At 39.3% G+C, this 14,009-nt stretch carries 13 protein-coding genes; 12 read left to right on the top strand and 1 reads right to left on the bottom strand.

Annotated features, from left to right (window positions below):
- Positions 1-13: 13 nt before the first annotated feature.
- The 7 genes from hpf to hisC all read left to right on the top strand — a co-directional run bounded on the left by hpf (position 14) and on the right by hisC (position 6,179).
- Positions 14-355, top strand: a complete 342-nt coding sequence (hpf, locus tag AC07U8_RS17170) for a ribosome hibernation-promoting factor, HPF/YfiA family (RefSeq protein WP_034613825.1) — start codon at positions 14-16, stop codon at positions 353-355.
- A 139-nt stretch (positions 356-494) separates the two neighbouring features.
- Positions 495-746 (top strand): BolA family iron metabolism protein IbaG, encoded by a 252-nt coding sequence (gene ibaG / locus AC07U8_RS17165; protein WP_004723729.1) that lies wholly within the window; start codon positions 495-497, stop codon positions 744-746.
- A gap of 6 nt (positions 747-752) precedes the next feature.
- Complete coding sequence (gene murA / locus AC07U8_RS17160) at positions 753-2,012, top strand: UDP-N-acetylglucosamine 1-carboxyvinyltransferase (RefSeq protein ID WP_004817645.1); 1,260 nt, start codon at positions 753-755, stop codon at positions 2,010-2,012.
- 4 nt (positions 2,013-2,016) lie between these two features.
- On the top strand, positions 2,017-2,712 hold the full coding sequence (hisG, locus tag AC07U8_RS17155) for an ATP phosphoribosyltransferase (protein ID WP_004723724.1): 696 nt from the start codon (positions 2,017-2,019) through the stop codon (positions 2,710-2,712).
- Between the two features lie 102 nt (positions 2,713-2,814).
- Entirely contained in the window at positions 2,815-3,477 is a 663-nt protein-coding gene (locus AC07U8_RS17150) for a DUF4272 domain-containing protein (RefSeq protein WP_004817644.1), read from the top strand.
- Positions 3,478-3,605: 128 nt separating this feature from the next.
- Complete coding sequence (gene hisD / locus AC07U8_RS17145) at positions 3,606-4,907, top strand: histidinol dehydrogenase (RefSeq protein ID WP_171077765.1); 1,302 nt, start codon at positions 3,606-3,608, stop codon at positions 4,905-4,907.
- A gap of 174 nt (positions 4,908-5,081) precedes the next feature.
- Positions 5,082-6,179, top strand: a complete 1,098-nt coding sequence (gene hisC / locus AC07U8_RS17140) for a histidinol-phosphate transaminase (RefSeq protein ID WP_494738345.1) — start codon at positions 5,082-5,084, stop codon at positions 6,177-6,179.
- Here hisC and AC07U8_RS17135 read toward each other — a convergent pair.
- Entirely contained in the window at positions 6,176-7,519 is a 1,344-nt protein-coding gene (locus AC07U8_RS17135; RefSeq protein ID WP_270385883.1) for an anthranilate synthase component I family protein, read from the bottom strand. The two genes, hisC and AC07U8_RS17135, sit on opposite strands and share 4 nt — an antisense overlap.
- A gap of 264 nt (positions 7,520-7,783) precedes the next feature.
- Between AC07U8_RS17135 and filA the strand changes: the two genes are divergently transcribed.
- From filA to filE, 5 genes are all read left to right on the top strand, one after another.
- A complete protein-coding gene (gene filA, locus AC07U8_RS17130) occupies positions 7,784-8,710 on the top strand; it encodes a putative pilus system protein FilA (protein ID WP_270385881.1) in 927 nt (308 codons plus the stop codon).
- 209 nt (positions 8,711-8,919) lie between these two features.
- Positions 8,920-9,753: a putative pilus system C39 family peptidase FilB gene (gene filB, locus AC07U8_RS17125; RefSeq protein ID WP_034613839.1), complete on the top strand. Its 834-nt coding sequence runs from the start codon at positions 8,920-8,922 to the stop codon at positions 9,751-9,753.
- 54 nt (positions 9,754-9,807) lie between these two features.
- Positions 9,808-11,034, top strand: a complete 1,227-nt coding sequence (gene filC, locus AC07U8_RS17120; RefSeq protein ID WP_004723711.1) for a putative pilus system protein FilC — start codon at positions 9,808-9,810, stop codon at positions 11,032-11,034.
- A gap of 13 nt (positions 11,035-11,047) precedes the next feature.
- Positions 11,048-12,712 (top strand): putative pilus system OmpP1/FadL family transporter FilD, encoded by a 1,665-nt coding sequence (gene filD / locus AC07U8_RS17115; RefSeq protein WP_004817633.1) that lies wholly within the window; start codon positions 11,048-11,050, stop codon positions 12,710-12,712.
- The gene (gene filE / locus AC07U8_RS17110; RefSeq protein WP_494738344.1) at positions 12,712-14,001 is read left to right on the top strand and encodes a putative pilus assembly protein FilE; all 1,290 of its coding nucleotides are present in this window, start codon (positions 12,712-12,714) and stop codon (positions 13,999-14,001) included. Before filD ends, filE begins: the two co-directional genes overlap by 1 nt.
- The last annotated feature ends 8 nt before the right edge of the window (positions 14,002-14,009 follow it).

Genomic DNA, 14,009 nt, shown 5'->3' with positions numbered 1-14,009 from the left:
GAGGGATAAAGCTATGCAAATTACAATCCGTGGACATCACTTAAGTATTACACCAGCAATAGAAGAAAATATTCGAGATCGATTTGCCCAGATGACCAAGCATATTGATCAGGTCAATAGTATGCAGGTCAAGCTGAGTAAAGATCATCAATTGGATAAAAGATCAAAAAAAGGCAGTGCAAATCATATTGCTGAGGCAATTGTTCGTTTGCCGGGGATAGAGCTTTTTGCCCAAGCGAGCGCTGATGATATGTATAATGCGATTACAAAATTGACAGATAAATTAAAAAGGCAATTAGATAAGCATCGGAAAATGCAGTTGGATTATCAACCAATGGAAGTTTTAGCGACATAAAATTGATATTTTTAAAAGAGGTTGAAAAGACCTCTTTTTTTTTTATCTATATTTTTTTGTACGAGTTAATGAATTATTTCGGTGAGTTATAGTAAAATATCCCGTTTTTACACTGTCAGTCCTATAAGAGGTCGATGCAATGAATAGTGAACAGCTCACTGAAATCTTAAAAGCAGCTTTTCCTGATGCTGAAGTTGCTGTCAGTGGACAAGCAGGTAAATTTGACCTCCGTATTGTCGACAATCAGTTTGAAGGGAAACGTCCTGTTCCTCGTCAACAAGCTGTTTACGCGCCACTTAATTCTTATATTGCCAGTGGTGAGGTACATGCGGTAACTATTCGTGCAATGACTAAAGAAGAATGGCGCAAAGCCAGTATGTTTGGAGCTTAAGCGTCAATGGATAAATTTGTCATTCAAGGTGGTGTAAAACTCGAAGGTGAAGTTCGTATTTCTGGTGCGAAAAATGCGGCTTTACCTTTATTGGCTGCAATGATTCTTGCAGATACACCGATTACATTAAAAAATGTTCCAGATCTAAAAGACGTTCGCACTTTAGTTAAGCTGATTGGTGGTTTAGGTATCACCATGAGTTATGAGGGCGAAACGGTTATCGCAGATACCTCTACACTAGATAATCAATTTGCGCCTTATGAACTGGTTAAAACCATGCGCGCATCTATTTTGGTGCTTGGGCCACTGTTGGCGCGCTATGGTAGTGCAAAAGTTTCACTTCCTGGTGGGTGTGCAATTGGTTCACGCCCTGTTGATCAGCATTTAAAAGCCTTAGAAGCTTTGGGTGCACAAATTGAGGTCGAAGCAGGTTATGTTCACGCTAAAGTGGATGGCCGTTTAAAAGGTGGTGAAGTCATCTTTGATATGGTGACCGTCGGTGGAACTGAAAATATTTTAACTGCTGCAGTATTGGCAGAGGGTGTAACGACAATCCGTAATGCTGCGCGCGAACCTGAAATTACAGACCTTGCACTAATGCTGATTAAAATGGGTGCAAAAATTGAAGGTTTAGATACAGATACCTTGGTGGTCACTGGTGTTGAAAGTCTACATGGCTGTGAATATTCAGTGGTTGCTGACCGTATTGAAACTGGTTCATATTTAGCAGCGGCGGCTATAACGGGCGGTAAGGTCAAAACTACACATACTGATCCAAATCTTCTTGAATCTGTTTTAGATAAATTTGAAGAAATGGGTGCAGAAGTCACACGCGGTGAAGACTGGATCGAATTGGACATGCTGGGGAAACGTCCGAAAGCTGTCAGCTTCCGTACCTTGCCACATCCAGAATTCCCAACAGATATGCAAGCACAGATCATGGCGGTAAATGCCATTGGGCGTGGTTTTGCAACAATTTCTGAAACGATTTTTGAAAATCGTTTTATGCATGTACCTGAATTAGCACGTATGGGCGCAAATATTCAGGTTGAAGGCAATGATGCTGTAGTTACAGGTGTGGAAAAATTATCTGCTGCACCTGTTATGGCAACTGACCTACGTGCTTCGTTTTCTTTAGTTTTGGCTGCTTTAGCTGCTGAAGGGGAAACCATCATCGATCGTATTTATCATATTGATCGTGGTTATGAAGATATCGAAGCAAAGTTACAAGGTCTAGGTGCCCAAATTAAGCGAGTGAGCGAGTAAGTTAATGAGCGATATGAGAAACGATGATCCAAACTTTGACGTAATGGGCAATTTTGATCATGGTTTAACTTTGGCATTGAGTAAAGGACGTATTTTAAAAGAAACGTTGCCTTTACTTGAAACTGCTGGAATTAACTTATTGGAAGATCCTGATAAATCTCGTAAGTTAATTTTCCCAACCACACACAAATCCGTTCGTATTTTAATCTTACGTGCTTCTGATGTGCCAACCTATGTGGAAAATGGCGCAGCGGATATTGGTGTAGCGGGTAAAGATGTGTTGATGGAACATGGCGCTCAAAATGTCTATGAACCATTGGATTTAAAGATTGCCAACTGTAAATTAATGACAGCTGGTAAAGTCGGTATGGTTCGCCCTAAAGGACGTTTAAAAATTGCCACCAAGTATGTAAATTTAACCCGTCAATATTATGCGAGCTTAGGTGAGCAAGTTGATGTGATTAAGCTTTACGGCTCAATGGAATTAGCCCCATTGGTTGGTTTGGGTGATTATATTGTCGATGTGGTAGATACAGGGAATACTTTGCGTGCCAATGGTCTAGAGCCTTTGGAAGAAATCTGTAAAGTATCTTCACGTTTAATTGTCAATAAAGCCAGCTTTAAGCGTAAGCAAACATTATTAAATCCAATTCTTACTCAGCTTGAAAAAGCAGTAGAAGAACGTCAAAAGAGCAATTAATTCATTCATGTTTGTTTGATAAAGATGCCGTCTAATTTTAGGCGGTTTTTTTATGCAATTTATGTTAAAAAATAACCATCCATGATTTAAAAAAAAGAGTTTATGAAAACACCTCAACAGCGCAAAGAACAATCTATTTTAAAACTTAAAAAGTATTCAATTCCTTATATTGACTGGTTACCTGTGATCGAAGCTGCTGAAGACGTGCAAGCGCGCAGTGCAGAACAGATTGCAAAACGCGCGATTGCTTGTTTGTGGGTGATTCAAGTCGCTTGTGATCTGAATAATGATCAATATGATGATGAAACACAGCTATTTGTATTTGATATTTTGAAGAAAATGCAGGTGCTAGATGCTTTAACCGAGAAAGAACAGGCAATTTTAAACCGTGAGGCTTCAGCACAAGATATCATCAATATGGTGTGGAAATATGAGGCCTATTGGGTATTGTTATGGGCTTTGGGGATTGTGGATGAGTTGAGTTATCCAGCAGATATCGTTGATTGTGATTTTGCTATTCAAGCCGTATCATCGTGCGATAGCTTTGCAGAATTTATGGCTAAAGTCCAGTTGCGGGATAGCGAAGAAATTTTAGATCAGGCTGATTTAATTTATCGTTATGATTGGGCATGTGTAAATGCGCGTTTAAAGCAACAGGATGCACCTGAAAATTTAAATTCATCTATTGTTGTGGAACGGCATGGTGCATTGAACTGGCTGATTCAGGCAGATAGTGATTGGGATCACCCAGATGTGAGCACCTAAATAAAAGTTTGCTGTGTCAAAAGTGATTTGCAATCAAACTTTCCTATTAAAGTAAGTTGAAATGTTGCGGTGATGTTGCCCACAAGATACTCAAAACAAGGTAAACTAAATCTTTCCTAAACAACCTTGTGGGTAAATTGATGCGACGTTTATCGACTCAAGAGCAGAACTTTAAACAAGTCTTTGCTGACTTGTTAGCTTTTGAAACAGTGAGTGATCCTGAGCTTTTAAAAACAGTAGACCAAATTATTGCAGATGTACGCCAACATGGCGATGCACATGTACTTAAACTCACTCAACAGTTCGATCGACATCCAGCGCATCAATTTTCAGATTTAGAACTGACACAAGAACAACTTAAAGTTGCATTTGAGGGGTTAACCGTAGAGGTACGTGAAGCTTTGGAATTGGCGGCCAATCGGGTTCGCTCATTCCATCAGGCGCAAAAACAAGACGGTTGGTCTTATGTGGACGAATTAGGAAATACTCTGGGTCAAAAAGTCACCCCTTTAGACCGTGTTGGTATTTACGTTCCAGGTGGTTTAGCTTCTTATCCGTCCTCTGTGCTGATGAATGCTTTACCTGCGCATGTGGCTGGGGTAGCAGAAATTATTATGGTGGTACCTGCGCCAAATGGTGATTTAAATCCTTTGGTATTGGCAGCTGCTTATTTAGCAGGTGTAAGTCGTGTATTTACGATTGGCGGTGCGCAAGCAGTTGCCGCGCTGGCTTATGGAACAGAAACAATTCCAGCAGTGGATAAAATTACAGGACCAGGTAACCGTTTCGTTGCTGCGGCAAAACGTGCTGTTTTTGGTCAAGTCGGTATTGACATGATTGCAGGGCCTTCAGAAATTTTGGTTTATGCAGAAGGTCATAATGACCCGAAATGGTTGGCGATGGATGTTTTGTCACAAGCTGAACATGATACGGTTGCGCAAGCGATTTTTATTACGCCTGATGAACAGCTGTTAAATGATGTCGAGCAAGCCATTGAGGAACATTTGGCTGCACTACCCAAAGCTGAAATTGCACGAACTTCGATTGCAAATCGTGGTGCTTTGGTCTTGGTTAAAGATCGCCAAGAAGCCATTGATTTGATTAATCAAGTTGCGCCTGAGCATTTGGAATTGTGCTTAGATGACGCTGAGCTGATGTCAGAAAGTATTCGCCATGCAGGTGCAATCTTTATGGGGCGCTATACACCAGAAGCGATTGGTGATTATTGTGCAGGACCTAACCATGTCCTACCTACTTCTGGTACAGCACGCTTTTCATCACCTTTGGGTGTTTATGATTTTCAAAAACGTTCAAGTTTGATTATGTGTTCTGAGCAAGGGGTTAAATCGCTTGCCAAGGCCGCAGATATTCTTGCACAACAAGAAAATTTAGATGCGCATGCCCGATCAGCAAGATATCGTTATCAGTAATTCACCAATGGCCCAATATCCGTAAAAATCCTTCTCCCTTAGGGAGAGGGTGTGGATGAGGGTGTAAAAATTTAACTGACTTAGTTTGGAGATTCTATCGAAATACCCAAACCCTCTCCTAGAGTGAGAGCGCTTATATAAAGTAAGTCAAGTGAGAAAAAATACGAGATAAAAATGCCAAATATTAGCCCTGAGCAAATGCGTTTTTGGAGTCCTGAAGTACGTGAGTTAGAACCGTATGTTCCAGGTGAGCAGCCTAAAATCCAAAACTTATTAAAACTGAATACCAATGAAAACCCATATCCACCATCGCCAAAAGTGGTTGCAGCGGTTCAGTCTGTACTTATAGATTCAGCAGATGTATTGCGACTTTATCCAGATCCAGATGCATCGGCACTCAAACACGCGATTGCGAAACAACAACATGTAGATGTCGCAAATGTCTTTGTTGGTAATGGTTCGGATGAGGTTTTAGCCCATATTTTTAAAGCATTTTTTGTTCAAGATAAACCGATTCTATACCCAGATATTACCTATAGCTTTTATCCTGTTTATAGTCAGTTTTTTGGAATTTCAACCCAAACTAAAATCTTGCCGTTAAATGATGCTTTTGAAATTGACGTGGCTGATTATAAACAGCCGAATGGTGGGATTATCATTACCAACCCCAATGCACCAACCAGTATTGCATTGGGGCTGTCGGCAATTGAACAGGTCCTGCAAGCCAATCCTGATTCGGTGGTTGTGATTGATGAAGCATATGTGGATTTTGGTGCTGAGTCAGCTGTGAGTCTGGTTGAAAAGTACGAAAACTTAGTGGTTTGCCAAACGACTTCAAAATCGCGTTCTTTGGCGGGTTTACGCGTTGGTTTTGCAATTGCACAGCCACATTTGATTGCCGCATTGGAAGCTGTTAAAAATAGTTTTAACTCCTATCCAATTGATCGTTTTGCAATAGCTGCAGCTGTCGCATCATTTGAAGATCAAGAATACTTTGTAGCACAATGTCAAAAAGTCATTGTGAGTCGTGACAAACTGGTGGTAGATTTAGCGGCGCTTGGGTTTAAAGTATTACCATCTTCAGCCAACTTTATTTTTGCGTGCTTACCCTCAAAAGATGCTGGTGAATTGGCGAAAGCGTTGCGTGAACGTGGCATTATTGTTCGATACTTTAATAAACCACGTATTGATCAATTCTTACGTATTACTATTGGTACAGATGAACAAAATCAACGCCTTGTTGATACGTTAAAACATGAGATTTTAGTCTAGGATTCATGTTGAGGTTGATGCCATGTATTGAGTAAATCAAGCATGGCAGCAACTTTATCAAAACATTCCTGATATTCTGCATCACAATCTGAAGCAATAGTAATTCCACCGCCTGCCCACAATGACACTTCATCTTGATATTTTTGAATTGAACGAATCAAAATGTTCCAAGAGCCGGTTCCATCAAAATTAAAATAGCCCATTGAACCACAATAAGCACCTCGTGGTGCACTTTCGAGTTCTTCAATAATTTGCATCGCACGAATTTTGGGTGCACCAGTAATTGAACCACCCGGCAATGCTGTAAATAAGACCTCAAATGGATTGACATCTGGTTTTAGGGTGGCAGTCACCTCACTCACCATATGATGTACTTGGTTAAAAGATTCAATATTAAACAATTTTGGGGTTTTTACTGAGCCAGTTTCAGCATAGACACTGAGATCATTGCGTAATAAGTCCACAATCATGACATTCTCTGCTTGATCTTTTTTAGACTGAATCAAAGCATTTTTTGATTGTGCATCTAAAGTTGGATCGTCATAACGCGGCATTGTCCCTTTAATGGGTTTGGTGATAATTTTACGCTCAGCTTCGAAATCAATAAATAACTCAGGTGAGCAACTTAGTAATTCAAAATCATTGATTTTTAAATAACCCGAATAGGGAGCATCTGTGAGTGTCCAAAACTTTTCGGCAGTATCTAAAAGTAAACCGTGAGCTTTTGCAGTGAATTCCTGAGTTAAATTAATTTGATAGCAGTCACCTGCTTTAATATATTCTTGAACTTGTGTAAATGCATGATCATATTGTGGCTTTGTCCACGTCGCAGTACAGTTTGATAAAAGTTTAAAGCGTTGATTCTGAGTGACTGGTGTGGTTAATAAATCTTGTATAAAGTTGAAAAACTCTTCTGCACAGGCTTCTAAACTATAAAAAAAGGATTGCTCATTTTCTCGTTTGATAAATGTTTTATAAATACCCATGTAAAAATTGGGCTGAGATTTGGTTTGAGCATCAACATATTGCTGACTGGCATAGTTATAGTCAATAAAACCCATATATCCACCCTGAAAACTATGCTGTTTCGGAGCTGATTGAACGGTGAAGTTAAAGAAGTGTTTTAAATGAGGATCGCTTTTATCTTTTTGATAATGGGTAAAATGATTTCTGGTATAACGATAAAGTTGTTGCTGGGTTGAGATACAGTATTGTTCAGGTGAAAAAGCAACAATGTCTTCACCCGCGTTTTTTAAATAGATACAACCGAATAATGAGTCAAGACGGTGTAATAAATCTGCAGTGCTATTTGATGGAAAATCTAATAACTTCCGAAACATAGGGAGGTTTAACTCAAGCGCAAAAAGGGTTTGTAAGACACTATTCTACCTGAAAATAGCACTTATAAAAGTGTTTACCGTTTATCGGTTTAATTGGGTTTTTGATAAACAGCAGTTGAACAAAAAGTAACATACCGTTAATTTAAAAGGGCAAAACGGACTACTCAAGGATTGGTGTTCTAAGTTGTAAAACAACTAAAAACAACAGGGAACTATGGAGAGTGGTTAAAAATGAAAAAAAATGCTCTTGGGAGAGTACAGATTATGAAATTATTTACTAAACTTGCTTTAGTTTCCGCAGTGGCTATGAGTTCAAACGCAATGGCGATGCAAGCAATGGATGATGCAGCGCTGAGTGCAACGACTGGTCAGGATGGTATCAGTATTGGTATCGATGCAGATAAAATTGAAATTGCAAAACTACATGTTTTTGATGGTGATGGTTTAGCTGCTACAGGTACTCCTGGTGTTACTGCTGGTTCTGGTGGTTCAAGCAAAGCAGGTGCAATTACTTTAAATAACGTGGTTGTAACTAAAACTGGTACAGGTAATTTAGCTGATTTGGTTATTGATACTGATGGTAGTGCTACCGCTGGTGCTACTGGTACACCATTCTTAAATGTCGCTGCTGCAATTAATGCATTAAAAATTGAGTTAGGCAAAATTGAAGTGAATAATGTTACAGGTTCAGCAGGCGCATATAAACCTGATGCTGGATCAGCTGAAATTTTAAGTGGCTTGACTGTGAATGTAGGTTCTACTACTGCAAATATTCAATTGGGTAATACACCTCAAGGTGCAATGATTAAACTGAATGGTTCGATGATTGGTGGTTTATCAATCAGTAACTTGGCATTGAAAGATGCTTCTGGAGCAGGTGGTGGTTATATCGTACTGGGTGGCATAAAAGTGACTGACAGTGGTTCAGCTAATTTGGCTTTAGATGCGGATGTTGCGGTTACAACGAAAGGTTTGGCTGTAACTGCAATGAAAAGTACAACAGGTACAGATATTTACCTAACTAAAGTTGTATTGGGTGGTGGTAATGGCTTTGTTCCAGGTACGCCTGGAACCGCTGGTACAGGAACTGGTTCCGGTTCGATTGGTGATGTTGCGATTACAGGCATGAAATTCTTTAATGGCGGTTCAACAACAGCAAATGGTGTAAAACTGTCGATTTCTGGTCACTAAGCCTAGAATTAAAATCTTAAAAAAGACGCATGCAAAGCATGCGTCTTTTTTTTACAAAAAAGCTGAGAAAAAGCGACAAAAGTTGAAAAAAAGACTGTTTTTTTTTTCAAAAACCGTTATCTTCATAATCACAGGGACGTAGAGTGTTCACTCTAAAAATAAAATCAGCACTTTAGGCAAAATACTGCCGACACTTGATAGTTAAAATTATGATAGAAATTACTTTAGGTTCGGCATTAATGTATTATTTTGCCAACCACGCCTTAGATGTGAAGCCCAAGCCAAAGGATGCGATTTACTACACTGAGCTTGCGGATTCCAGAGATAAATCATTTACACGTAATCATCGTGAAATGGTGCATGTTAAACCTGCCTTAGAAAACCAATTCCGTGGCATCGTACGTCAAGGATATGACTATAGTTGCGGTTCTGCTGCGTTAACAACATTGTTAAATGGCTATGTTGGGACAAATTTAACCGAACAGCAAACCATGGAAGGCTTATTACGGTTTGGAGAATACAACCGGATTATTGAGCGGCGAAGTTTTTCATTGCTGGATATGAAGCGCTTTGTTGCTGCAATTGGATATGAAAGCGGTGGTTATAGAGGTGAGTTCACAGACCTAATCAATCAAAATCAACCGGTGATTGTGCCAATTTCTTATGCGGGTTTTAAACATTTTGTTGTGTTTAAAGCTTATAAAGATGGGCGTGTTTATGTGGCAGATCCAGCCTTGGGGAATATCAGTTTTGATCAAGAGCGATTTAAGCAAATTTGGGAAAATAACACCTTATTTGTGATCAATGCGCCAAAAGATCAACAACGTAACTTGTTGGCACTACAAGATGCAGATATGCGTCATGTCGATGATGCAACAATCAATCGTTATGCTTTAGTTGAAGCGCAATATTCAACAGATTATACCAATAAATTAGCAGATAAGGCTTCGACAATGCGTAAGGTGATTGACCAAGATACCAAGTCTGCAACATACAATCAGCCAATTACATCTTATATGCGACTCTATTATAAACGTAAGTAAAAGATGGATTAAAAAATTACATAACTGAATTGGAATTTTTGGAATAGGAAGAATATGAATAATCAATGGATGAAACGGACTTTACTTGCAGTGAGTATTCAGTTTGCAATTGGAAGTTTATATGCAGCTGAAACAGAGGCAAGTGCGGATGTCGTAGCAGATCAGGCTGCGAGTACAGACAATGCCAGTTCTGCAACCAGCAGTCAAACAGCTCCAGTTGCAGATGTTGCACAGGCTACAGAAGATGTCAAAATTAATAAAGATGAAACAAAATCTTTAGCACCTAAACCAGGTACACAAGCTGCAGAAGCATTGCAGAAGAAAGAAGGTGATGCTTCTCAAGAAACCAATTTACAAGAAGTTTTTACATCCAATGAACGTCAATACTCTTTAATTAAAAAGGGTGAGTTCTCAACTTTTTATGATTTAGATTATTCTTACTATCGTGATTCGCAATTAAATTTAGGAATTAACGAAGGCACAGCTTATCAACTTCGTGTTGATGAAGATGCAAGTCATACCATTAGTAATACTTTTACTGCACAGTACGGGATACGTGATAATTTAACCTTTACCGCATCTATTCCATTTATTGCTAAATCAGATAGCTTAAAAGATGCCACGGCTGCGGGCCTAGGGGATATTAACTTTGGTGCACGTTGGGAACCTTTCCCACTGAAAGCAGGTCGTTTACCACTTATTTTATTTGGTAGTTTATCTACTAAGACTGGCGATAGCCCATATGAGATAAACCCTGAAAAAGACCTTTCAACGGGTAAAGGCTATTATTCTGTAGGTGTTGGCGCAAGTACCCGTAAATATATTGATCCTGTTGTACTGTTTGCATCGGTCTCTGCCAATTATGGATTTAAAGAAACTGGCTTAAATCAAGTGCGTGGTGGGGGCAATGCCAATGGTCAAGGTGGTGATCAGACCTATCAACGCGTTTTAGAAGAGTTTGATCCTGGTATGACCGGTGGTTTCTCTTTTGGTTTTGCTTATTCATTTAACTATGATGTTTCAATGACCATGTCATACCAACAATCATTCAATATGAATACTTCGTTTAAATATAGACCTACAGCGGGACTTGCAGATTCATATAAAGCAGCTGACCAATCTAGCGGGATGTTTTCCATTGCTCTAGGGGTGCGAGTCAATCCAGATACGATTGTCAATGGTACATTGGGGATCGGCTTAACTGAAGACTCACCAGATATTTCACTCGGCTTATCTTTCCCATTGGATATTTTAGGCTTTGGTAAGAAGAAAGCGAACTAAAGGAGTGTAAAGTATGAAAAACATACGTTTGCGCCCATTAGTTACAGCGATTTTATTAACAGGGTGTTCAACTCAAGTATTTGCAGCGTTAGGACTTAACCTATCGGTTGATATACGCTCACTAACCATGGGGAATGCAGTAACTGCCGATCCACCTGGAATTAGTGCGATTCATTTTAACCCCGCAGCATTAACGAAACTCAAAGGCTTACAAACTGACGTACAAGGGATTGTTGCAAACTTTGATATACAACGTGAATTTTCTGCGCCACCTGGTTATAACGTATTTGGTTATTCTGATGACCCATTGATCTGTAATGATGCACCAGACAATCCTTCGGGGCTTTGTACAGATTATAAAGATTCAGTGCGTGGCGATGTAGAGTATGCAAGTTTATATATTCCCATTCTAAAAAAAGTCGTGGATTTGGGACCTGGCTGGCCAGTGTTAGCGCCAACGGGAGGGATTTCTTATAATCCTCCAGGTTCAAAATTGACCTATGCAACTGCTGTATATGCACCAATGGTGGCAGGTTTTGGCTCAGAGGATGGTAACCCAGGTAACTATATGGGGCAGCAAGTTGCCATTGAGCGTATAACCTATTTGTCTCCATCTATTGCATACCAAGTCAGCGATGAATTGTCTATTGGTGCTTCGATCGGGATGTCATATAACGCAATGGCATTAAAAACTGATCTACGATTTCCAAATGAAATGATCGGTGTTCTACGATTGATTGATGAGTCTGTTTGTGGGCCTTTCCGAAATAACTCGAATGTAATTACTGACCTTATATTATTTGGTATTTGTAATGCAGATGAGGGTATGAACCCATTTGGTCAATTCGGGAAAATGCAGGTCAGTCTTGAGCAGAGTTTAAGCCCAAGTTATAACTTAGGTTTGATGTGGGAGCCTACGGAAAACTTTGGTTTTGGTATGGTCTATCAAAGTTCCGCCAAAATGCGTATGAAAGGTAAATATTTTATCGACAATGCCAACGCACCACGCGAGCTTATAAAAGGCTTAAACTCTTCAGCAACAGGTCAGATTCTTGCGGCGATTTTAGGTTTTCCAGGCTATATTCCACCAACTGAATCAGGTTTGATTTCAATGGATTTGGAATATCCTGCTCATTTTCAAACCGGTATAAAATATAAAATTTTACCTGATTTACAGGTGAATTTTGATGTGGGCTGGACCGACTTTAAAGCATGGGAAAAGTTTCAGTTTGAATTTGATCGACAAATTTCAGCATTAAAAATTGCTAAATTATTATCCAATCAAGTCACAGATACCTCACTGGCTTTTCCACTCGGCTTTCAATCACCGTGGAGCTGGGGAATTGGTATTGAGTATTCAGCAAATGATCGTCTAAAACTTCGTGCTGGTTATGAACCTCGTGCTAGTGCGATCCCCGATGATAAACGGAATACCATGGTGCCGATTAACAATGCGCAATTATTTGGTTTAGGTTTAGGTTATCGTTTTGATGAAGATAGTGATATTGACTTATCGATCGGTTTCTTGCGTAGCCGAGATAATATTCCAGCAAACAGCAGTAGTTTGGCCAATAAAACAGGGGTGGATAACTTGTTACTCAACCCATATGCTGGTTTAAATGTAAAGACCAATACAAAAGTTACAATTCTAGGGCTTAACTACAGAACGAGATGGTAATGCGTTTGAATGTTGGAAAAAAAACAGTCGTAACTTCTTTGTGGCTAGCTTTAAGTTTTAGTCTAGCCACATCAATTTCTTATGCTGCCAATTTTTATACAATTATTGGCCCTGATGGACATCCAATGATTGTTCAGAAACCTGAAGCAGCTCCAAAAGTAGATGTAAAGCAAAAAAATAAACCAGTACAAGACGTTAAACCAATACAAGAAGTCAAACAAATACAAGAGACTCAAGCTGCCAAGCCTAATGTACCAGTAATAGAAGCTCCAGCCATCGTTAAACAAAGTCAAAAAGAGAGGGCGCCTAAAAATACGCCATCAGCGGTTATTACTGCTCAGCCTGCACGGCAATCCGCTTTAATGGAGCATAAAGCTAAAATTCAAAGCCCTGTTCAGATACCAGATCAGCCTTTAGCACCAGCGTCACAGACGATAGTACCTCAGCTTGTTGTAGAAAAACCCCCACAGCAGCCCGCTGATATTACTCAAAAAACCAATAAGGTTGAGAAACTAGAGAAAATAACGCCAGTAGACCAAACTGCGGTCAAGACCAATAAAGAAGTTGCCCCGAAAAGTACTCAAACGATAGAAGATCAGCATTTCACAGTTATTGATGGTGAACAATATGTCAATAATGAGTATTTAGAAGATCGTGAATTCAATTTAGAAGGTAAAAAAAGATTTTATATGACGCCTGAGATCGGCGCAGTGCATGGTCGTTATGAAACCATCGAACGGCAAAAAGGTTTAAGTAAGAGCCTTTTAAATAGTATTCGCGGAATTCCAGAATCGAAAGAAAAAAAGCCAGTTGTTTTATCATCAAGCTACTTTCGTTTACCTAAAGATGATGTTGTTCATAATTTAGAACAAGCGTGTTTTTCTGGTAAAAAAATAACTAAAGCAAAAGATTTATCCATAAAAAATCAAGAAGTTGGCTTGTGGCCAGTTGCACCAATCAAAGAGACTTTTGCTTATGAAGTCGTGAAATTAGATTCTCAAGTGCAAAATATTTTATTAACATCCTATGCATCTTCTTCAAAGCTTCAAAGTTATTATTGGCCTTTGGTGGTATTTTTAGATGGACAAGGTTGTGTCCTCGAAGGTGTAAGTGGTTTTAAAAATGAAGAATCCCACGACAATAATTTACAATATGCGGCTATGGAAGGCGTTTTAAGAAAACCTGATCAAGCTGTATATCTATTTTTAACACCACTATCCTCAGCATTAGATGTGGAAAATAAGCAATTAACAAATCATGGACAAATTAAGCTGAGTGTAATTCAGTAAGGATGAAG

Source organism: Acinetobacter sp. GW821-FHT01E09 (assembly GCF_059422385.1).
The sequence above is the reverse complement of the archived record's forward strand: the minus strand, read 5'-3'. Positions and strand labels throughout refer to the sequence as shown.